The sequence below is a fragment of the Mesorhizobium sp. WSM4810 genome, from assembly GCF_055811235.1.
The window spans coordinates 1-19,862 of record NZ_JBVVQV010000005.1; the positions used below are offsets into that span (position 1 = coordinate 1).

Consider the following 19,862-nt stretch of genomic DNA (forward strand, 5'->3'; position numbering starts at 1 on the left):
TCACTACTCACTACTCACTACTCACTACTCACTACTCACTACTCACTACTCACTACTCACTACTCACTACTCACTACGTCCGCGGCCTTTGCCAGCCGATATCGAGCAGACCCAACCGGCCGAGTTCCCGATCCATCGCGCGCGCGACATCCTTGCGCTCGGCACCGATGTCGCGCAATTGGCGGTCCGAAAGGTCGTCGACGTTCTCGGGCGGGAGGTTGACTGCCATTTTTGCATGGCGGAACCAATCAGACACCGCGCGCAGCCAGGCCGGGCGGACGGTTACAGGACTCAAGACGATGTGAGACATGGTGCAATCCGGCTTCTCCAGACATCAAGTCCGGTTTGACGTTTGTACGATGGTCACATCATGACGGATTGAAATCAAAACGAGAAACGAGTAGTTTTCTCTGCATCTTCAAGTTTTGTTTGAGGATTGGAAATGCTCGACCGGCCTCTCCTCGTCCTATTCTGATGGCGCGCCTGCTGCCTGGAACCCGTGCACTGAGGACGCTGGAAGCAGCCGCCCGGCACCTCAATTTCACCCGCGCCGCGGACGAACTTGGCCTGACCCCGGCCGCGGTCAGCCACCAGATCAAGGAGATCGAGGATCAGCTCGGCATCGTGCTGTTCACGCGCACCAGCCGCACCATCCGGCTGACCGAGGCGGGCGCGGTGCTGTTCGAGGCCTCGACCGACGCGCTCGACCTGCTTGGCCGCGCCGTCTCACGGGCGCACAAGCTGGCGCGTGGAACGGCGTTGCTGAAAGTGACACTCGACGCCCAGTTTGCGACAAAATGGCTGATGCGACGCGTCGATGATTTTCGCAAGCAGCGACCGGGCATCGAGCTCCGCTTCGACATTGCCTCTGAATTGCGCGATTTCGACTTGGACGACGTCGATGTCGGCATCCGTTTCGGCGCGGGAAAATATCCCGGTCTTTGCACCCACCGGCTGTTCGACAACATCATCATCCCTGTGTGCAGCCCCAGCCTGCTGGCCTCCGGCCCGCCGCTGCGCGAGCCACGCGATCTCTTCCATCACACGCTCGCCCACATCGAGTGGGCGCGACAGGGCGTGACCTGGCCAAACTGGCGGATGTGGATGGCGGCGGCCGGCGTCGACGATTTCGACGACAGCCGGACGATCGTGTTCGGCACCTCGACCGACGCCGTTCAGGCCGCGCTCGACGGCAATGCCGTTGCGCTCGCCGATTTTGCCATGGTGGCGAGCGACCTTTCCGAGGGCCGGCTGATCCGGCCCTTCGAACTTGGCATCAAGGTTCCGCCCGACTTCGCCTACTTCCTGGTCTATCCCGTCGCATCCGCCAATGATCCCAGGATCGTGGCGTTCAGGGATTGGCTCCTCAACGAAGTTCACAACCCGCAGCCGGAGCCGACGCTTGGATGATTGGATGAGCTTCAGGTCGCTCTGAGTGATCAGCCGGCAGTCGTCGACCTACTTTCATGTCGGCAGCGTCAGCCCGCGACATCCGCCGCGCCGAACCAACCGATCACCGCGCCGATCAAGTCCCAGTCGAACCCTTGGTAGCGATGATTGACGGATAGCGTCGTGGCGACGAATCCGAACCAGAGAACGAAGCCGAAGACGAGCCCGGCAACGAGGCTCGGTTCGCCACCGGTCATCGCTGCGACGATCAGAGACATGACGAGCGCCATGACAATTTCCGCGACGAAGCTGATGACGAAGGGCAGCGGCGATTTACTCATGGTCGCCGGATCAAGCCTGGTGGCCTTTAGCCACGGCTTGCTCAGGCCCATGTACCAGGCAAGCGCCGAACAACCACGCCACCACCGCGGCGACGATCACCGCCAGCCAGTTCACTGCTGAAAAATCCATGGTTTCCTCCCCGGAAGCATGTCGCTCAAAAGCATGCCCTCGGGACCCGAGCCGGGGGAGCCCAGCGGTTTTGGGACAACGGCATGCGTATTCTCAAAATCGAAGCGTGATGGAACGCCTGTTCGGCGATGCCGTCAAGAAAACCGCCAGACGGTGGTGCGTTTGACCAGCGCGTCTTCCAGCGCCCGGGTTACCGCCACGTCGTAGACGGCGAGCGGCTCCAGTCCAGCTTTCGGCAGATAGGAGCGGCCGGGATCGCCAACGAGGATGTCGGCGCCACGCGCCTTGAGCGTCGCGAACCATGGCTTCAGCCGGTCGGCGAAGGATTTGTCGTAGAAGACGTCACCGGCCAGGACCACATCCCAGCCCGCATCGGTTCCGATGCAGTCGGTGCCAAGAAACATTATCCCGACGCCATTGGCCTCGGCGTTGAGGCGGATCGCGGTCGCGCAGAACGGGTCGATGTCGGCGGCGATCACCTCTGCCGCGCCGGCCTTCACTGCCGCAATGGCGACAAGGCCGGAACCGGAGGCAAAGTCGAGCACGCGCTTGCCCTGCACATCAGACGGATTGTCGAGGATGTAGCGGGCAAGGCCCTGGCCGCCGGCCCAGGCGAAGGCCCAGAAAGGCGGCGGCAGACCGATTTCGGCCAGTTCGTCCTCTGTCCGCTGCCACAGATCATGCGCCTCGTCGGCCAGATGCAGCAGCATCTCCGGCACATGCGGCGGTGCCATCAGCGCCGTGTTGTCGAGGATGAAGTTTCTCGCGCTGTTTGGCGTCAGCGCCGTCACGGCGCCGGCGTCAGGTCGCCCATGCGGCAGACCTCTTTCCATTCGGCCGGCGTCACCGGCTGCACGGAAAGTCGTCCGAGCCGGACCAGCGCCATCTCGGCAAGCTTGGGGTTGGCCTTGACCTGCTCCAGCGTCACCGGCTTCGGCACATCCTTGACGGCGCGGATATCGACACATTCCCAGCGCGGATCGTCAGTAGTGGTGTCCTGATGGGCCAGCGCGCAGACCTCGACGATGCCGACCACGTCGAGCCCGTCGTTGGAATGGTAGAAGAAGCCGAGATCGCCGATCTGCATCGCCTTCATGTTGTTGCGCGCCGCATAGTTGCGCACGCCGTCCCATTGCGTGCCGGCCTTGCTCTTCGCCTTGAGGTCCTCGAAGGAGAAGACCGAGGGTTCGGATTTGAACAGCCAGTAGTTCATTTTTTGCTCCTCCGCGGCTGGAGATCAGCTGCAGCGCCGCGCGTCTTTCAGACGCGCAAAGGACGCTGTAGCACTTTGATTTTGCGCATGATCCTCTCCGAAAATCGATTCCGATTTTCGGAGTCATGCACTCACTGGCTTGTTGAAGGTCCAATTCCATTGCCGGATTTCGACGCTTTCGAACAGCCCTGCCCTGGCAAAGGGGTCTGCCGCCGATAGCGCTTCTGCCGCCTCCAGATCGGGCGCCTCAACCACGACGAGGCTGCCGTTCGGCTTGCCGTCGGCGTCGAGGAACGGACCGGCGAAGGCCAGCTTGTTCTCGCCGTTCAGTCCCTCAAAAAAGGCAACATGCTCGGGCCGCGTATCGAGCCGCACCTGCAGGCTTCCAGGCTTGTCCTTGCAAATCAGCGCAAACAGCATCTTTCCATCTCCGGATTGTTCAACATTACACGTCGGTTTCGGTCTTCAGCGGCCTTGTCATCAGCGCCGACACAGCCTGGCGGATGGTGATCGTGCCGTCCAGTATGGCGGCGACGGCGGTGATGATCGGCGCGTCGATGTTGCGCTCGGTGGCGATGCGGGCGGCGATCGCCGCCGTCGGCACCCCTTCGGCCAAGGGCAGCCCGGCAAGCGGCTTGCCTTGCCCCAGCGCCAGCCCGTAGGCGAAATTGCGCGACTGGGCGGACGAGCAGGTGAGCAACAGGTCGCCGAGACCGGAAAGTCCCATCAGCGTTTCCGGCCTGGCGCCGAAGGCGGCGCCGATGCGGCGCAATTCGACAAAGCCGCGCGTCACCATGGCGGCCTGGGCGCTGGCGCCGAGCTCGGCGCCGGTGACCGCACCGGCGGCAATGGCGAAGACGTTCTTCAGCGCGCCGCCGATCTCGACGCCGATGAGGTCGTCGCTCGAATAGCAGCGCAGATTCTGCGCCGAAAAGCGTGCGGCCAGGTCGGCCGCCAGACCCTCATTGCCGGCGGCGACCACCACGGCCGTCGGCAGCCCCCTGGCGACGTCAGTGGCGAAGCTCGGCCCGGACAGGGCGGCGACCGGATTTTCAGGCAGGGTCTCTCCAGCGACCGCCGACAGCAATGCGCCGGTGTCGCGCTCGATGCCCTTGGCGCAGAGGACCAGCGGGACGTCCTTCGGCATATGGGCTTTCGCGGTGGCCAGCATGGCGCGCAGCGACTGCGCCGGCGCCACCGCCAGAACGCAGTCGGCGCCGTCGAGCGCAGCCTCGATGTCGCTCGTTGCCACGATGCCGGCCTGGAGCGCGATGCCCGGCAGATAGCGCGGATTTTCGCCACGGTCGATCGCGGCGACGGTCTCCGGGTCGCGCGCATAAAGGCGGACGAAATGGCTGGCGCGCAGCATGGCCAGCGCCAGCGCCGTGCCCCAGGCACCGCCGCCGAGCACGGCAATGCGCCAGCCGCTTGGTACCTCGTGCCCGCTGCCGCTCATGCCTTGGCTCCGCGCCGGCCCGAGCCGACCATCGGAGCGGAGATGCTGTCCAGCGGCCAGCGCGAACGCGGCACGAAATCAGCGGTGTTTTCACCCGATATGCCGGCGCGCAGCCGCTCGATGCCGGCCCAGGCGATCATCGCCGCATTGTCGGTGCAGAGCTTGAGCGGCGGCGCGACGAAAGCAAAACCGGCCTTCTCGCACAGGGCTTCGAGTGTCGTCTTGATCGTCCGGTTGGCGGCGACACCGCCTGCAACGACGAGCGCAGGCTTCAGCTCGCTCGGAAACTCCTGGCGGAAACGGTTCAGCGTCCTCGAAACACGGTCATCCAGCGCATCCGCAACCGCCGCCTGGAAGGAGGCGCAGATGTCGGCGACGTCCTGGTCGCTCAAAGGGGCAATGGCCGTCGCTGCTTGGCGCACGGCGGTCTTCAGCCCGGAAAAGGAAAAATCGGGCTGCGCCGAGCCCTTCATCGGCCGCGGGAAGGCGAAGCGCGCGGCGTCGCCGGTCGCCGCCGCCTTCTCGACATTCGGCCCGCCTGGATAGGGCAGGCCGAGCATCTTGGCCGTCTTGTCAAAAGCTTCGCCGAGCGCATCGTCGATGGTCGTCGCCCAGCGCTGGTAGTCACCAACGCCGCGCACCGCGACGATCTGCGTGTGGCCGCCGGACACCAGCAGCAACAGATAGGGAAAGTCGAGCCCGTCGGTCAGCCGCGCGGTCAGCGCATGGCCTTCGAGGTGGTTGATGGCGATCAGCGGCTTGTTCGCCGCGGCTGCGATCGCCTTGGCCGTCATCAGCCCGACGATCAGACCGCCGACGAGGCCGGGGCCGGCGGTCGCAGCGATCGCGTCGATATCGGCGAGATGGACGCCTGAATCGGCAAGCGCGGCCTCGATGATGCCGTCCAGCGCCTCGACATGGGCACGCGCGGCGATTTCCGGGACGACGCCGCCGAAGGCGGCATGCTCTTCGATCTGGCTGAGCACGATATCAGCCAGGATTTTCGGCGCGCCGCCGCCGTCCAGCGCTACCACGCTGGCGGCGGTCTCGTCGCAACTCGTCTCAATGCCCAGAACGCGGATCAATTCGTTGCCATCCCTGGAGATTGTGCAACCAGCCTTTCCCCGTTAGGAGAAAGCCCGGAAACGGCCTCGATCTGCCGGGGGTTATCACGGACAGCGCGCCATGCAAACAACCTTGAAAATCGGAACACGCGGCAGCCCGCTGGCGCTGGCGCAGGCGCATGAAACGCAGGCGCGGCTGATGGCCGCTCACGGCATGCCGGTTGAGGCATTCGAGGTGGTCGTCATCTCGACCAGCGGCGATCGCATCCAGGACCGGCCGCTGTCGGAAGCCGGCGGCAAGGGGCTGTTCACCAAGGAAATCGAGGAGGCGCTGCTGGCGCGCCGCATCGACATCGCCGTGCATTCGTCGAAGGACATGCCGACGGTGTTGCCCGACGGGCTGGAACTGTCTGCCTTCCTGCCGCGCGAGGATGCCCGCGACGCCTTCGTCGGCAAGGCGGCCAAAACGATCGCCGGATTGCCGCACGGCGCGAAGGTCGGTTCGTCGTCGCTCCGGCGTCAGGCGCTGATCCGGCGGATGCGGCCGGATCTCGACGTGGTGATGTTCCGCGGCAATGTGCAGACGCGGCTGCGCAAGCTCGACGAGGGCATCGCCGACGGCACCATCCTTGCCTATGCCGGGCTGAAGCGGCTCGGGCTCGAAGATGTCGTCACCGACCTGATGCCGCTCGACAGCTTTCCGCCGGCGCCGGGGCAAGGCGCGATCTGCATCGAAAGCCGCATCGGCGACCTCGATGTGGAAAGAATGCTGACGGCAGTCCACGACGTGCCGACCGGGCAGGCGCTGGCCTGCGAACGCGCTTTCCTGGCGGCGCTCGACGGTTCCTGCCGCACGCCGATTGCCGGCCATGCGACGATATCGGCCGAAACGGTGTTCTTCGGCGGGCTGATCATCTCGCCGGACGGCGCGCAATCGCATGAGGTCAAGGCGGAAGGCCCGGCGCAGGATGCCGCGCGCATCGGCGACGATGCCGCCAGGACCGTGCGGGCCAAGGCCGGCGAAAAATTCTTCGACGGCTGGGCCTGATATGCGTCGCGTCCTGGTGACGAGGCCGGAGCCGGGCGCCTCGCGCACGGCACAGCGGCTTGAGGACTTGGGTTTTAAGCCGATCCTGCTGCCGCTGACCGAAACGGTGGCGCTGCCGGTTGATCCGGACAGGGTCGCAGCCAATACCGCGGCCGTTGCCGTCACCAGCGCCAATGCCGTGCGCCATGCGCCGAAAGAAATCAGCGCGGCGCTCGCCGGTTTGCCTTGCCATGCCGTCGGCAGACGGACAGCGCAGGCCGCCCGTGCGGCCGGGTTTCTGTCGGTCAGCGAAGGGCCGGGCGATGCCGAGGCGCTGGCGGATGCGCTTGCCGGCGATTGCGCCGGACAAACCATCGTCTATTTGTGCGGGCGGGTGCGTTATTCGGGTTTCGAGCAGCGGCTGCAGTCGGCAGGCGTTCAGGTTCGCGCCGTTGAGACCTATGACACTGTCGCGCTGGATTATTCCGATGAGGCCGTTCTTGCGCGCTTGTCCGGCCTGCCGGTCGAGGCGGTGCTGCTCTTTTCGGCCAAGGCCGCCACAGCGCTGCAGGCACTGGCTGGGCGGCCGGCGCTGCGTGAGCTTTTTAAAAAGACATGTTTTTTTGCGCTGTCCGGACGTATCGCCGCAGCCTTGGAGACGGTTGCCTCAGAACAGCTCCGCGTTGCGCCGGAGCCCAGCGAGGAGGCGCTGCTGGAGCTTTTGCGGACGTCACCTTGACCCCGTGTCATCACGCCGCCCCTTTTCACCGCTTGGTGATGTGCTAGACCCTTCCTGAACCATCCCGAAGCGAAATTTGCGGAGCCCAAGCATGGTCAAGACGCCGAAGATGCGGCATTCGAAAAGCCGTCGCGAGCCGGTGACCATCGAGCTCGATCCCGGCGCTGTCTCGCGCGTTGCCGACGAGGATGCCGCCAACGGGCGGACCGACGAGGCGAAGGCGGAGGAGGCGGCAAGCGCGTCGCAGCCGGAAGCGCCTGAAGAACCCGTCCATGCCGACCAGACCGACATCGAGCCGTGGGAACATGCCGAAGCGGCCCCGCCGGACGGCTCGGAACAGCCGGCCGAGGGCGGTGCCAAAACTCCTGAAGGGCCCAAACCGACTTATCCGGCCGGCTCGGAGGCATCGGCGAAGCGGGCCTTCGACTACAGTTTCGACGACGCATCGGCCAAGGACGCTTCGGCCAAGGCGGGCGCCGCAGACGCGCCGAAGGAAACCCAGGCAGGGACTGAAGACATGGCAGCGCAGCCGAAGCGTGGCGGCATCAACGGCATCGCTGCCGGCATTATCGGCGGCGTCATCGCGCTGGCTGCCGCCGGAGGGCTGCAGTTTGCCGGCCTGCTCGGCGCGCCAGGGGTTGGCGATTTATCCTCGAGCGGCGTGTCGCTCGATGGCGTCAACAGCGAAATCGCTGCGCTGAAGAGCGAGATTGCCGGGCTCAAGGATACAGCCGGCAATAATGACGCCTCGGCCAAGGTGGACGGGCTGTCGTCAGCGCTGGATCAGGTCAAAACGGATGTCGCGGCGCTGAAATCGGCGATCGAGCAGGGCGGAGCAGGCGACACAGCCGGGCTTGCAGCCCTCGGCGACAAGGTCAGGCAGATCGAGACGGCGGTTGCGGCGCTTGGCCAGACCGGCAACACGGCGCCGGTCGATCTCGGACCGCTCAACGAAAAGCTGGCCGGGCTCGACGCGGCGGTGAAATCCGCCGGCGAGACGGCGAAGGCACAGGACGGCCGGCTTGCAGCGCTGGAACAGTCGGTGTCTCAGCTTTCCGGCAAGGTCGAGGCACAGGCCGGGCAGCCCAAGGTTGCGCTCGCCATCGCCGCATCGGCGCTGAAGGCAGCACTCGACCGTGGTGCGCCATTCGCCGCCGAACTCGAAACCTTTGCGGCGATTTCGCCGGATGCTCCAGAGATCGCAGCCTTGCGTCCCTACGCCGAAACGGGCGTTCCGACCCGGGCGGAGATCGCAACCGAAATGCCTGCCGCCGCCAATGCCATGGTCGCTGCCTCCGAGCCCGTCGACCCGAATGCCGGCTTCCTGCAAAACCTGCTGTCGAGCGCGCAATCGCTGGTCAAGGTCAGGCCGATCGGTGCAGTCGAAGGCGCTGGCGCTCCGGAAATCGTCGCTCGCATGGAGGTGGCGGTCGATCAGGGCGATTACGCCAAGGCGCTCAGCGAATACGATATGCTGCCCGAGGCGGTGAAGGCGGCCGGCGCCGATTTTGCCGGCAAACTGAAGGCGCGAATCGAGGTCGAGAAGCAGGTCGACGCGCTGATCGCCAGTGCGATGAAGGCGTGAGGGAAACCCGATGATTCGCATTCTGCTTTTCCTCGCCGTGGTTTTCGCGCTCGGGCTGGGCTTCGCCTGGCTGGCCGACCGGCCAGGCGAGATGGTCGTCACCTTCAGCGGCTATCAATACCAGGTCAGCCTGATGGTGGCAGCGGTGGCGGTCGTTGCCGTGGTTGCCGCGGTGATGATCGTCTGGTGGCTGCTCAAGGCGCTGTGGAACAGCCCCTACACCATCTCGCGCTATTTCCGCGTGCGCCGTCGCGATCGTGGCTATCAGGCGCTGTCGACCGGTATGATTGCCGCCGGCGCCGGTGACGGGGCGCTCGCCCGCAAGAAGACCAAGGAAGCGGCAAAGCTGATCCGCTCCGACCAGGAGCCGCTGATCCAATTGCTGGAGGCGCAAGCCTCGCTGCTCGAAGGCGACCATGAGGGTGCCCGCGAAAAGTTCGAGACCATGCTCGACGATCCCGAAATGCGGCTGCTCGGCCTGCGCGGGCTTTATCTCGAGGCCGAACGCCTCGGCGACCGCAACGCGGCGCGGCACTACGCCGGCCGCGCCGCGGCGATGGCGCCGCAGTTAGCCTGGGCCGCCGAATCGACGCTGGAAGACCTGACCGGGCGCGGCGACTGGGACGGCGCGCTGAAACTGGTCGAGGCGCAGAAATCGACGCGGCAGATCGAGCGCGATGCCGCCAACCGGCGTCGCGCCGTGCTGCTCACCGCCAAGGCGCAGGCGCTGATCGACAGCGATCCCAATGCCGCCAAAACCGCTGCTCTGGAGGCCAACCGGCTGCGGCCGGATTTCGCGCCGGCGGCGGGGATCGCAGCCAAACTGCTGTTCAGACAGAATGATGTGCGCAAGGGCGCGAAGATCCTCGAAACGGCGTGGAAAGCCGAGCCGCATCCAGAGATCGCCGAGCTTTACACCCACGCCCGGCCAGGCGATGCCGTGCTCGACCGGCTGAACCGGGCGAAGAAGCTGCAGGAGATGAAGAAGAACCACGCCGAATCGTCGCTGGCGGTGGCGCGCGCCGCGCTCGACGCGCAGGACTTTTCAACCGCCCGCAAAGAGGCCGAGGCGGCTATCCGCATGGATCGCCGCGAAGGCGCCTATCTGCTTCTGGCCGACATCGAGGAGGCAGAGACCGGCGATCAGGGCAAGGTGCGGCAGCTTTTGTCCAAGGCAGTGCGTGCACCGCGCGATCCGGCCTGGGTCGCCGACGGCGTCGTTTCCGAACGCTGGGCGCCGGTGTCGCCGATCACCGGCAAGCTCGACGCCTTCGAGTGGCGTGCGCCGATGGAGCGGCTCGGCCAACTCATCGACAGTGACGAGGATGCGCCGGACGCCGCGGTGCCGACAATTGCAGCGCCAACGAAGCCGGAAAAGGAAAATGTGATCGAGCTGAACCCCGCTGGTTCGGCCGAAAGACCGACCGCCGTGGCGGCATCGGAAACTGACGAAGACGATGTTGCGCCGGTCACCGCCACGGCGTCTGCCGCAGTGCCGCCGGATGGCGACGCTGCCGAACCGGCGGAGGAAATGGCCCGGTTGCCCGACGATCCCGGCGTCGATCCGGATGACGAAGAGCAAAAATCACCACGCAAGTTTCGATTGTTTTGATTTGGCTGAGCTTGAAAAGTTTGGCTGAGCTTGAAAGTTTTGGCGGATGGGAAGCAGGAATCACATGTTAGAACGCGTTCTGTCGTTTCTGAAGGACCTGCCGGCAGACGGCCGCGCCCGCAACAACGCCGATGATCCGCGCGTTGCTGCATCCGCCCTTCTCTACCATGTGATGAGTGCCGACGGCGTGCGTCAGGATGCCGAATGGGAGCGGTTCAAGGCGGTGCTGGCGGAAAGCTATTCGATCAGCGGCGACGAGCTCGACGCGCTTGCCGCTGCCGGCGAGCGGGCCGACAATGAGGCGATCGACCTCTACGCCTTCACCAGCGTTTTGAAGCGTCAGCTCGATCCGGACGCGCGAAAAGCCTTCATCGGCCTGATGTGGGAAATCGTCTATGCCGATGGCGAATTGCACGAGCTCGAGGACAATATCGTCTGGCGCGTCGCCGAGCTGATGGATGTCGAACGCCACGACCGCGTCGAGGCACGCCGCAAGGCGGCCGCCGAAGTGCCGGGCGCGGCTGGAACATCGAGCGACGAATAGACGGGATTTCCCCATGCCACCCACGCCGAGGCCGAGACCAAAAATCCTGATCGTGCTGCATCAGGAGAGTTCGAGCCCCGGGCGCGTCGGCCACATGCTTATCGAAGAAGGCTTCGACCTTGATCTCCGCTGCCCGCCGCTCGGCGACGCCTTGCCGGAAACACTGGACGGTCATGCCGGAACCGTGGTGTTCGGCGGACCGATGAGCGCCAATGACGAGGACGATTTCGTCCGCCGTGAGACCGACTGGCTAAAAGTGCCGCTCCGGGAGAACCGGCCGTTGCTCGGCATCTGCCTCGGCGCGCAGATGCTGGTCAACCATCTTGGCGGCAAGGTCGAGGGTCATGGCGAGGGGCTGGTCGAGATCGGCTGGTATCCGCTGACAGCGACCGAGGACGGCAAGAAGCTGATGCGCTGGCCTGAGATGGTCTATCAGTTTCACCGCGAGGGCTTTTCGCTGCCGAAGGACGCGACGCTGCTGGCGACGGCCGAAACCTATCCCAACCAGGCCTTTCGCTATGGCGACAATGCCTGGGGCATCCAGTTCCATGGCGAATTGACAAGGGCGATGATGCAGCGCTGGGTCGTTCGCGGCGCGCATCGCTTCGAGTTGCCCGGCGCGCAGCCCGGTCGCGATCATCTCGGCGGCCGGCTGATCTGGGACATGCATCTCAAGCGCTGGCTCGGCGAATTCCTGCAGACGATCTTCGGCAAGCCGGCGCTGTCCTGATCTGATCTAGTTTGCCCGGATCAGAGTGCCCTAGGATCAGTTTCGCCCGTTGAGGTGGCGCACCTTGCGCAACTGCGGGAACAGCACCGCCCACAGCCCGGCGACAACGACTGCGCCGACGCCGCCGATCACCACCGCGGGCACGGTGCCGATCAATGCCGCCATGGTGCCGGCGCGGAATTCGCCGAGTTCGTTGGAGGCGCCGACGAAAACCTGATTGACGGCGTTGACGCGGCCGCGAACCTTGTCCGGCGTCCACAGCTGGATCAGCGTCTCTCTGATGTAGACGCTGAACATGTCGGCGGCGCCGAGCAAGGCGAGCGCTGCGATCGACAGCCAGGTGATGGTGGAAAGGCCGAACAGCACCGTGAAGGCGCCGAACAGCGCGACGAAGCCGAGCATGACCACGCCGGCATGGTTGCGGATCGGATGTCCGGCCAGCCAGATGGCAACGCAGATGGCGCCGATGCCCGGCGCCGAACGCAACAGTCCCAGGCCCCAAGGGCCGAGTTCGAGGATGTCGCGCGCATAGACCGGCAGCAGCGCCGTGGCGCCGGACAAAAGCACGGCGAACAAATCGAGCGAAATGGCGCCGAGCACGATCTTCTCGCTCCAGATATAGCCGAAGCCGGCAAACAGGGTCTGCATCGTCGGCCTGTCGGTCTCGCTGCGCTGGGCAGGCTTTGGGATGGTGAAGACCAGCACCGCGGCGACAAACATCAGAACGGCAGCGGTGCCGTATGCCGCTTGCGCCGAGAGCCCGTAGAGCAGGCCGCCGGCGACCGGTCCGACGATGGTCGCCGTCTGCCAGGCGGACGAATTCCAGGCGATCGCGTTGCCGAAATCCTCCGGCGGCACGAGGTTGGCGAACAGCGACGCCGCTGCCGGTCCGAAGAAGGCGCGCGCGATGCCGAACATGGCGAGCACGCCGAAGATCAATCCCGGTCCGCTAAGACCGCGCAGCGTCAGCAGCAGCAGGGCCAGCGCGCAGATCGCCTCCAGCAGCACCATCAGCGCCATGATCAGGCGACGGCCGAAACGGTCAGCGACCACCCCGGTGATCAGCACCAGCAGCAGCGAAGGCAGGAACTGGACAATGCCGACAAGGCCGAGATCGAACGGATCGCGGGTCAGGTCGTAGACCTGCCAGCCGACGGCGACGGATACGATCTGGGTGGCGAATGTGGCGAGGAAGCGTGCCGCCCAATAGCTCAGGAAGGGTTTGTGCCGGAAGGCGGCATAGCGCCGGTCGGGCGGTGCGTGAGGTTCGGGTGTCATGAATCAGGCCCCGTGGCAAGGAAGTCGGCCGGCGGGGCACTTCCACGAGGGCGCTGGTCCGACCACCGCGCTTTTAGCGCAGTTCGGTGCGAGGCGCGCGCAAAAATCGGCTCTGGATCAAGGATTTCCGGCTACCATGCTAATTGCACAGCTCGGCGGAGGTGGAAGGGTTATTAGGCGCGCAGGTCGAGTTCTCCCCGCGCCCCCTCTTGTCCTGCCGGACATCTCCCCCCAAGGGGGGAGATTGGACGTCGCGACGGCTTTCGCCAATCTCGAGCGTCAAAGGCGACTTCGAGCGCGTCAGACCGTGGCCTTGGGCTTCCTGGTCTTCTTGACCGGCGCCGGCGGGGCGGCCTTGCGGCCAAGGCCGATCGCCTTGGCCAACTGCGAGCGCGAGGCCGCATAGGTCGGGGCGACCATCGGATAGTCAGCCGGCAAGCCCCATTTGGCTCGGTAGGCATCCGGCGTCAGTCCGAAATGAACGCCGATATGGCGTTTCAGGGATTTGAACTTCTTGCCGTCTTCGAGGCAGATGATGTAATCCGGCGTCACCGATTTCTTGGGATTGACCGCCGGGATCAGCGGTGCTGCGACCGGAACGGCGGGCTGGCCGAGCCCACCTATCGACGCGCTGACGCTGGCGATGAGATCGCCGAGGCCGGAAGCGGGCAAGCGGTTCTTCTCGACGTAAGCGGACACGATGTGAGCGGTCAGCTCGAGAAGGTCGATGTCCTTGCGGGCTTTGTTGCTGTCGTCGGTCAATCTATTTTCTCCGTTAGTGGGGTCGCAGAATTCCTAGTCGGCAAATCTGCATAACGCAATGACGCCGCACCACGCTACACATTATTTTGAATAACAATACTAACGGCCGGGCCAGATCAACAGGTTTGGCCTCGAACCGCTATAATATCAGACAATCAGGGATTTGTCGCGCCACAGTCGAAATCCCCCTTCGAAGGCGCGTGTGTTGTCGCCACGCTCGCAACCGGCAGGCAATTCGTCGAGTTTGTCGACATTGCCGCCGCCGATGATCACATAGTCAGGCTGAAGGGCGCCGCGCAGCCGCTCGACGACGTCGAAAACGTGTTTGCGCCATTTCTTCTTGCCGCGCTTTTCAAGGCCGCGTTCGCCGACATAGTCCTCGAAGCTGCTGCCCTTCTTGTAGGGAAGATGCGCGAGTTCCATCGGCTGGGCGACGTTGTCGAGGATCATCGCAGCACCGAGTCCGGTTCCGAGACCCAGGAACAGCATGCGCCCGCCTTCATAGCTGCCGACGGCCTGCATCAGCGCGTCGTTGACCAGCTTCACCGGCTTGCCGAACTGCGTTGCGAAGTCAAATCCGACCCAACCCTTGCCGAGATTGGCGGGGTCGGCCAGTGGCCTGTTGTGGTGCACCGGGCCTGGATAACCGATCGAGACGACATCGTAGGGCAAGCCATCGGCGAGCGTCTGCACGACGGCGATCATCTGCTGCGGCGTCAGGCCAGGCCCGGAATCGGCTCTGCGCTCCTCGCCGCCGGCGCTGGTGAGGATCTTGACATGGGAGCCGCCGATATCGATCGCAAGCACGATCTTTTCGCTGTCCGGTGCTTGCTTTTTCGCCGCCTTGGCCATTGCGTCGCCTCCGAGTTCATTTCGCCGGGTTGATCCAGCCGTTCGGCGGTCCGAACCCGGCCATCGCCTCGGCGGGACCCCATGCTCCCGGCTCATAGAGGTGTGGCGGCGTGGTATCGCCAAGCACCGGGCCGACGATCCGCCAGGCAAGCTCGCTGGCATCCTGGCGAGTGAACAACTGGCCGTTGCCGTTCATGGCGTCGCCGATCAGCCGCTCATAGGGCGGCATGTCGCCCTTGCTGTCGTCGAGCGCGGTGAGTTCGACCTGCTCGCCGATCATGTCGTCACCAGCGGCCTTGCGCTGGGCGCCGATCGAGATCGCCACCTGCGGGTCGATGCGGAAACGGACGTGATTCGCATCTCCGGGTTTGATCGGGTCGAAGACGTCGAGCGGCGGCCGCTTCAGCCGCACGATGACCTCGGTGGCGTGCACCGGCATGCATTTGCCGGCGCGGATGAAGAAGGGCACGTCGCGCCAGCGCCAGGTGTCGACGAGGAAACGCACCGCCGCGAAGGTCTCGACCGGCGAATTCGGCGCGACGCCCGGCTCGCTGAGATAGCCTTTGAACTGGCCGCGCACGACATCGTCACTGGTCAGCGTCCGGATCGCCCGCAGCACCTGCACCTTCTCGTCGATCAGATCGTCGGCCGAGCGGCCAACGGGCGGCTCCATGGCCAGCAGCAGCAGGATGTTGAGCAGATGGTTCTCGATGACGTCGCGGATGCAGCCGACCTCGTCGTAGAAGCGGCCGCGGCCTTCGACGCCGAAATCCTCGGCCATGGTGATCTGCACGCTCTCGACGAAATTGCGGTTCCAGATCGGCTCGAGAAAGGAATTGGCGAAGCGGAAATAGAGCAGGTTCTGGATCGCCTCCTTGCCGAGATAATGGTCGATGCGAAAGATCGACTGCTCGTCGAAGACCAGGTGAAGGACCCGGTTCAGCCAGCGCGCCGATTGCAGATCGTGACCGAACGGCTTTTCCACCATCAGGCGCGCGCCCTGGGCCGCGCCCGACTGTTCCAGGCCTTGAATGACCGTCTCGAACATGGTCGGCGGCACCGCCAGATAGTGCAGCGGGTGCTGCGCGGTCCCGAGCGCGCTTTTCAGCTTCTCGAATGTCGCGGCGCTGCGGTAGTCGCCGCTGACATAGCGAAGCAGCGAGGCAAGTTTCGCGAATATCTTCTCGTCGACCTTGCCGATGGCCTTGCCGATGCCGTCGTGGGCCCGCGCTTGCAACTGCTTCAGGTCCCAGGCGTCGAAAGCGACGCCGATCACCGGTTCGGTGAGCGTTCCCTTGGCGACCATGGCGTAAAGTGCCGGGAAGATTTTTTTGTGGGCGAGGTCGCCGGTCGCCCCGAAAAGCACCAGCGTGTCGGACCGTTCCTGGTTCATGAGCGTGCCTTCCCCGTCACGAGCCGGTCTTCGGCTTTTCGACATGGCCGCCAAAGGCATAGCGCATGGCGGACAGCAGCTTGTCGGCGAATTCGGATTCGCCTTGCGAGGCGAACCGGTCGAACAGGGCCGAGGACAGAACCGGCGCCGGCACGCCGGTGTCGATCGCCGCCTTCAGCGTCCAGCGGCCTTCGCCGGAATCCGAAACCCGTCCGCCGAACTGCGTCAGCCCCGAATCGGCCTTCAATACGCCCGCCGTGAGGTCGAGCAGCCAGGAGCCGATGACGCTGCCATGCCGCCAGACCTCGGCAACCTCGGCGATATCGATGTCGAACTGGTAATATTGCGGGTTTTCCAAGGGACTGGTTTCGGCGTCGGCGGTCCGCTGTCGCTTGCCGGCATTCGCCGACTTCAGGATGTTCATGCCCTCGGCATAGGCGGCCATGACGCCGTACTCGATGCCGTTGTGGACCATCTTGACGAAATGGCCGGCGCCGCTCGGTCCGCAGTGGAGATAGCCGAAGGGGGCGGTTCCGGCATCCTTGCCGGCGGCGGGCACCCCGGCATCGGCGCCGGGCGCCAGGGTGGCGAAGACCGGGTCGAGATGCTGGACCGCGCTGTCGGGGCCGCCGATCATCAGGCAATAGCCGCGCTCGAGGCCCCAGACGCCGCCGCTGGTGCCGACATCGACATAGTTCAAGCCTTTCAATGCCAGGCGCGCGGCATGGTCGACAGCCTCGTGATAATAGGAATTGCCGCCGTCGACGATGATGTCGCCCGGCTCCATCAGGTCGGCCACCTGATCGACGATCCGGCTGGTGATCGCCGCCGGCAGCATCAGCCAGGCGCTGCGCGGCTTGGTCAGCTTGCCGACGAAATCCTCCATCGAAGCGGCTCCGATCGCGCCAGCCGACACAAGGGCTTCAACGCTGGCCGGGTTGATGTCGTAGACCACGCATTCATGGCCATCGCGCAGCAGGCGCCGCACCATGTTGGCGCCCATCCTGCCCAGTCCCATCATTCCGATCTGCATGTTTTTCGTCCTGCTTCTTGAGGGATAGAAGATCTACTGGCTCTATTGTTGGGGCATGATCTTTTCCGAAAACCGGTTTCCACTTTTCGCTAACGCGGACCTTCGGTTCGGGATCATGCTCTAGTCCGGCTTGTCGATACCGACGGAAAAGTCGACATTCTCCCAACGGCCGGCATCGGGCCAGAAAAAAGTAAAGACGATCATATTGCCCGGCGGGAGATCGGCAACGGGCAGGTCCATGAGATGGATGCCGAAGGCGTTCTCGATCGTCGCGGCGTCACGGATGGTTGCCCAATCGTCGTTGCTCCAATGGACCACCGCCCGGGCCAGCAGTTCGACGCGCAGCAGCTTGCCGGCGGGCATGGCGCGGAGCTTGTGATTGAAGCGCCATGTCCGGCGCGGCGCCACGGTCCTGTCCTCGATGTAGCGCTTCACGCCTTGCGGCGGCATGTCGAAGACGGCGCCGTCATTGAGCGAGCGCAGCAGCTTGATATGCTCCGAATGCGCCCAGACCAGAGGCATGGCGCTGCCCGACGGTCCGCCGTGCCGCAGTTCGTGTTCGGCGATGTCGGGACCATCCCAGACCTGCTCCGGCAGCAGGCCGCCAAACCCGGCCGAATCCTCCAGGGTCTTTAACAGGCTCGCTGCCTTGTCCTTGCGGCCCGCCGCCAGTTCGTAATGGGCGCGCTCGCCGAGCAGCAGCGGCCAGGGCCGGCCCTGGCCGGACCCGTCGAAGGGCGCGCCGTCGGCGTGCTCGCCATAGCCGTCACTGGTATAGCGATACCAGACGGGCCCCTGCGGCAGGTCGCAGCGCAGCCGCGCATCGATGACCCTGACCGTGTCGACGATGCGCGGATCGTCGGCGGCCCTGAGGCCGAAGCGGACGAGCGCCAGCGCATCCGGGCTGACGATCGCCTCGGCCGGCCGGTCGCTATCGCCCGGCGGCCGGTTCTTGATCGGCACATAGCCGTCCTTCGGCGACGCCGCGCCGGCGGTGTCGGGCGGCGCGATGCGGACGTAATAGCCCTCGACGCCGACCTCTTCGCCGAGTGGAGTGCCGGTGACATAGGTCCAGCGCTCGATCTGGTCGTTCCAGACATCGGCGGTTTCCCGCAGATAATTTGCCGGCTCTGCTTTGCCGCAAGTTTCGAACAGGTCGGCCGCGGCCAGCAGGGCTGCGATCTCGACGGCCAGCGTGAACGGGCTGTAGCCGGCATCCTCTTCCCAGCGGTCTTCGCCGGTGACCGGACCGTTGCGCACGACGTAGGAAGCGGCGCGCTCGACCATCGGCATGAAGGAGCGCAACGCGGCGTCTGCCAGATGCCCAGCCCGGCGCAGCGCGTCTGCGAGCAGCAGCGGAAACGCGCATTCGTCCATCTGGATGCCCGGCCAATAGGCTGATCCGTCGAGCCAGGCGTTCTGCGGCCAATGCCCATCCGGCTGCTGGATCGAGCGGAGATAGGCGAGGATCTCAAGCGCTTGCGCCGGATCGCCGGCGGCGAGGAAACCGCCCGCGGTTTCGACCAGGTCGCGCGGCCAGACCAGATGATAGCCGCCGACATCGTCGTCGCCCTTGCTGAAGCCCCACGGGATCGACAGGCTGGCGACGGCCGCTCCGGTGGATGAGCGATGCGTTGCCAGAACTGCCGTGCTGACACGATACGTGTTGATCCCCGCACCACGCCGGTCCAGCGGCAGCAAGCCAGCCTGCCATTTGCGCCATTTTTCGATAAAGGATTTGGCCGCGGGCGCAAAGCCTCGCTTCAGGCTGGCCGAGGCATTTTCCGCCGCCTCTTGCGGCGTCGTTCCGAAACCCAGCGCCAGCAACGCCGTCGGGTTCGCAGCCGAAAAGCCGATCTCGCCGGTCAGCGCGACATTGCCGTCCTCGGCCCTGCGGCAAGCCGGGTCGAGTCGGCCGTCACGACTGAGTTGCTGCCAGCCGTCGGAGACACCGACATAGCCGGCCGAGCATGCTCCCCAAGGCAGCGACGAGGCGAGCGCCAGGCAAACGCCACGTCCCGATGCAAACAGGACAGGCCTTCCCTCGTGGTCGCCGACCCAGGCGGTGTTGGCCATGCCGGCGTTGACCAAATGCGGCGCCAGCAGCGCGTAGACGCGGTGATCGGCGTGTGTGCGTCTCAGCGGCGTGAAGCTGATTTCCTGACGCAAAACAGGATGTTCCGGGTCCGTAACGATACGCTTCTCGATCCAGTAGGTGGCGGCGGTGTTGACCAGCCTGTAGGCGGGCACGCCGTCCTCGAACGGCTCGAGGCTGTGCACGGCATCGCGCTTTTCTTCCGAGAAATAGAAGCCGGGGCCGGTGACGACCAGTCCCATGTCTCGCGTGCAGGCGCTGTCGAGGCGGGGATAATAGACCTCGTTGAGGATGCCGTGGCTGATCGTGAACCAGACAGGACAGGCCGGCGAAAGCGCGGTTCCGATGCCGCTCTTGGCGCTCGACGTCCAGCGCGCCGGAATTCCGGGTGCACCCAGCGCATCAGTCGGCGTCGCTGCCATCTCGATTTCGATCTCCTGCCCCACCCCTAGACCAGGAGCCGAAGCCTTTTCAATCATTGCACCGCAAGTTGATCGTCAAACCTTCATCGATCGCTGTTGACAAGTGCGCCCATCTAAATTTGTCTGACAATATTGAAACGAGGGTCGTCATAACAGCCGCCAGCAGCCAACAACGACCAGCAATCCATGGGAGGATA

General features: G+C 64.8%; 19 protein-coding genes and 1 pseudogene. 7 read left to right on the forward strand and 13 right to left on the reverse strand.

The window, feature by feature from the left end:
• Nucleotides 1-73 precede the first annotated feature (73 nt).
• Complete coding sequence (locus tag AC0L3O_RS09045) at nt 74-310, reverse strand: hypothetical protein (RefSeq protein ID WP_128168674.1); 237 nt, start codon at nt 308-310, stop codon at nt 74-76.
• A 164-nt stretch (nt 311-474) separates the two neighbouring features.
• On the opposite strand from AC0L3O_RS09045, the gene gcvA reads away from it, so the two are divergent.
• On the forward strand, nt 475-1,410 hold the full coding sequence (gcvA, locus tag AC0L3O_RS09050) for a transcriptional regulator GcvA (protein WP_287218903.1): 936 nt from the start codon (nt 475-477) through the stop codon (nt 1,408-1,410).
• Between the two features lie 68 nt (nt 1,411-1,478).
• Here gcvA and AC0L3O_RS09055 read toward each other — a convergent pair.
• From AC0L3O_RS09055 to tsaD, 6 genes and pseudogenes are all read right to left on the reverse strand, one after another.
• A pseudogene (locus AC0L3O_RS09055) lies at nt 1,479-1,860 on the reverse strand (DUF1761 domain-containing protein).
• Between the two features lie 134 nt (nt 1,861-1,994).
• Nucleotides 1,995-2,594, reverse strand: a complete 600-nt coding sequence (locus tag AC0L3O_RS09060; protein ID WP_245277728.1) for a class I SAM-dependent methyltransferase — start codon at nt 2,592-2,594, stop codon at nt 1,995-1,997.
• A 53-nt stretch (nt 2,595-2,647) separates the two neighbouring features.
• On the reverse strand, nt 2,648-3,073 hold the full coding sequence (locus AC0L3O_RS09065; RefSeq protein ID WP_023800559.1) for an EVE domain-containing protein: 426 nt from the start codon (nt 3,071-3,073) through the stop codon (nt 2,648-2,650).
• 123 nt (nt 3,074-3,196) lie between these two features.
• Complete coding sequence (locus tag AC0L3O_RS09070) at nt 3,197-3,493, reverse strand: YciI-like protein (protein ID WP_473615405.1); 297 nt, start codon at nt 3,491-3,493, stop codon at nt 3,197-3,199.
• 25 nt (nt 3,494-3,518) lie between these two features.
• On the reverse strand, nt 3,519-4,529 hold the full coding sequence (locus tag AC0L3O_RS09075; RefSeq protein WP_287260887.1) for an NAD(P)H-dependent glycerol-3-phosphate dehydrogenase: 1,011 nt from the start codon (nt 4,527-4,529) through the stop codon (nt 3,519-3,521).
• Nucleotides 4,526-5,611, reverse strand: coding sequence for a tRNA (adenosine(37)-N6)-threonylcarbamoyltransferase complex transferase subunit TsaD (tsaD, locus tag AC0L3O_RS09080; RefSeq protein WP_473615537.1), 1,086 nt, complete (start codon nt 5,609-5,611; stop codon nt 4,526-4,528). Before tsaD ends, AC0L3O_RS09075 begins: the two co-directional genes overlap by 4 nt.
• Nucleotides 5,612-5,714: 103 nt before the next feature.
• Here tsaD and hemC point away from each other — a divergent pair, with 103 nt between their 5' ends.
• The 6 genes from hemC (at nt 5,715) to AC0L3O_RS09110 (ending at nt 11,830) form a co-directional block, all read left to right on the forward strand.
• Nucleotides 5,715-6,641 carry a hydroxymethylbilane synthase gene (hemC, locus tag AC0L3O_RS09085; RefSeq protein WP_473615407.1) on the forward strand — a complete coding sequence of 309 codons (927 nt, stop codon included), beginning with the start codon at nt 5,715-5,717 and terminating at the stop codon, nt 6,639-6,641.
• A gap of 1 nt (nt 6,642) precedes the next feature.
• Nucleotides 6,643-7,359, forward strand: a complete 717-nt coding sequence (locus tag AC0L3O_RS09090) for a uroporphyrinogen-III synthase (protein WP_023800554.1) — start codon at nt 6,643-6,645, stop codon at nt 7,357-7,359.
• A 91-nt stretch (nt 7,360-7,450) separates the two neighbouring features.
• Nucleotides 7,451-8,944, forward strand: coding sequence for a COG4223 family protein (locus AC0L3O_RS09095; protein WP_287260884.1), 1,494 nt, complete (start codon nt 7,451-7,453; stop codon nt 8,942-8,944).
• A gap of 10 nt (nt 8,945-8,954) precedes the next feature.
• Nucleotides 8,955-10,556 carry a heme biosynthesis protein HemY gene (locus tag AC0L3O_RS09100; RefSeq protein ID WP_128168666.1) on the forward strand — a complete coding sequence of 534 codons (1,602 nt, stop codon included), beginning with the start codon at nt 8,955-8,957 and terminating at the stop codon, nt 10,554-10,556.
• Nucleotides 10,557-10,620: 64 nt separating this feature from the next.
• Nucleotides 10,621-11,100 carry a tellurite resistance TerB family protein gene (locus tag AC0L3O_RS09105; protein ID WP_023800551.1) on the forward strand — a complete coding sequence of 160 codons (480 nt, stop codon included), beginning with the start codon at nt 10,621-10,623 and terminating at the stop codon, nt 11,098-11,100.
• Nucleotides 11,101-11,113: 13 nt separating this feature from the next.
• Nucleotides 11,114-11,830, forward strand: coding sequence for a glutamine amidotransferase (locus AC0L3O_RS09110; protein ID WP_023800550.1), 717 nt, complete (start codon nt 11,114-11,116; stop codon nt 11,828-11,830).
• Nucleotides 11,831-11,866: 36 nt separating this feature from the next.
• Here AC0L3O_RS09110 and AC0L3O_RS09115 read toward each other — a convergent pair whose 3' ends face one another.
• From AC0L3O_RS09115 to AC0L3O_RS09140, 6 genes are all read right to left on the reverse strand, one after another.
• The gene (locus AC0L3O_RS09115) at nt 11,867-13,108 is read right to left on the reverse strand and encodes an MFS transporter (protein WP_091592269.1); all 1,242 of its coding nucleotides are present in this window, start codon (nt 13,106-13,108) and stop codon (nt 11,867-11,869) included.
• 300 nt (nt 13,109-13,408) lie between these two features.
• A complete protein-coding gene (locus AC0L3O_RS09120) occupies nt 13,409-13,870 on the reverse strand; it encodes a Ros/MucR family transcriptional regulator (RefSeq protein ID WP_023800548.1) in 462 nt (153 codons plus the stop codon).
• 147 nt (nt 13,871-14,017) lie between these two features.
• On the reverse strand, nt 14,018-14,722 hold the full coding sequence (locus tag AC0L3O_RS09125) for an ROK family protein (protein WP_091592274.1): 705 nt from the start codon (nt 14,720-14,722) through the stop codon (nt 14,018-14,020).
• Between the two features lie 16 nt (nt 14,723-14,738).
• Entirely contained in the window at nt 14,739-16,115 is a 1,377-nt protein-coding gene (zwf, locus tag AC0L3O_RS09130; RefSeq protein WP_473615408.1) for a glucose-6-phosphate dehydrogenase, read from the reverse strand.
• A 16-nt stretch (nt 16,116-16,131) separates the two neighbouring features.
• A complete protein-coding gene (gnd, locus tag AC0L3O_RS09135; RefSeq protein WP_473615410.1) occupies nt 16,132-17,148 on the reverse strand; it encodes a phosphogluconate dehydrogenase (NAD(+)-dependent, decarboxylating) in 1,017 nt (338 codons plus the stop codon).
• Between the two features lie 120 nt (nt 17,149-17,268).
• Nucleotides 17,269-19,665, reverse strand: coding sequence for a glucan 1,4-alpha-glucosidase (locus AC0L3O_RS09140; RefSeq protein WP_473615411.1), 2,397 nt, complete (start codon nt 19,663-19,665; stop codon nt 17,269-17,271).
• Between the last annotated feature and the right edge of the window lie 197 nt (nt 19,666-19,862).

What these genes read in the sequence shown, in the direction of transcription:
- AC0L3O_RS09045 (WP_128168674.1), bottom strand. Translation starts at nt 310, where the DNA reads ATGTCTCACATCGTCTTGAGTCCTGTAACCGTCCGCCCGGCCTGGCTG.
- gcvA (WP_287218903.1), top strand. Translation starts at nt 475, where the DNA reads ATGGCGCGCCTGCTGCCTGGAACCCGTGCACTGAGGACGCTGGAAGCA.
- AC0L3O_RS09060 (WP_245277728.1), bottom strand. Translation starts at nt 2,594, where the DNA reads ATGGCACCGCCGCATGTGCCGGAGATGCTGCTGCATCTGGCCGACGAG.
- AC0L3O_RS09065 (WP_023800559.1), bottom strand. Translation starts at nt 3,073, where the DNA reads ATGAACTACTGGCTGTTCAAATCCGAACCCTCGGTCTTCTCCTTCGAG.
- AC0L3O_RS09070 (WP_473615405.1), bottom strand. Translation starts at nt 3,493, where the DNA reads ATGCTGTTTGCGCTGATTTGCAAGGACAAGCCTGGAAGCCTGCAGGTG.
- AC0L3O_RS09075 (WP_287260887.1), bottom strand. Translation starts at nt 4,529, where the DNA reads ATGAGCGGCAGCGGGCACGAGGTACCAAGCGGCTGGCGCATTGCCGTG.
- hemC (WP_473615407.1), top strand. Translation starts at nt 5,715, where the DNA reads ATGCAAACAACCTTGAAAATCGGAACACGCGGCAGCCCGCTGGCGCTG.
- AC0L3O_RS09090 (WP_023800554.1), top strand. Translation starts at nt 6,643, where the DNA reads ATGCGTCGCGTCCTGGTGACGAGGCCGGAGCCGGGCGCCTCGCGCACG.
- AC0L3O_RS09095 (WP_287260884.1), top strand. Translation starts at nt 7,451, where the DNA reads ATGGTCAAGACGCCGAAGATGCGGCATTCGAAAAGCCGTCGCGAGCCG.
- AC0L3O_RS09100 (WP_128168666.1), top strand. Translation starts at nt 8,955, where the DNA reads ATGATTCGCATTCTGCTTTTCCTCGCCGTGGTTTTCGCGCTCGGGCTG.
- AC0L3O_RS09105 (WP_023800551.1), top strand. Translation starts at nt 10,621, where the DNA reads ATGTTAGAACGCGTTCTGTCGTTTCTGAAGGACCTGCCGGCAGACGGC.
- AC0L3O_RS09110 (WP_023800550.1), top strand. Translation starts at nt 11,114, where the DNA reads ATGCCACCCACGCCGAGGCCGAGACCAAAAATCCTGATCGTGCTGCAT.
- AC0L3O_RS09115 (WP_091592269.1), bottom strand. Translation starts at nt 13,108, where the DNA reads ATGACACCCGAACCTCACGCACCGCCCGACCGGCGCTATGCCGCCTTC.
- AC0L3O_RS09125 (WP_091592274.1), bottom strand. Translation starts at nt 14,722, where the DNA reads ATGGCCAAGGCGGCGAAAAAGCAAGCACCGGACAGCGAAAAGATCGTG.
- zwf (WP_473615408.1), bottom strand. Translation starts at nt 16,115, where the DNA reads ATGAACCAGGAACGGTCCGACACGCTGGTGCTTTTCGGGGCGACCGGC.
- gnd (WP_473615410.1), bottom strand. Translation starts at nt 17,148, where the DNA reads ATGCAGATCGGAATGATGGGACTGGGCAGGATGGGCGCCAACATGGTG.
- AC0L3O_RS09140 (WP_473615411.1), bottom strand. Translation starts at nt 19,665, where the DNA reads ATGGCAGCGACGCCGACTGATGCGCTGGGTGCACCCGGAATTCCGGCG.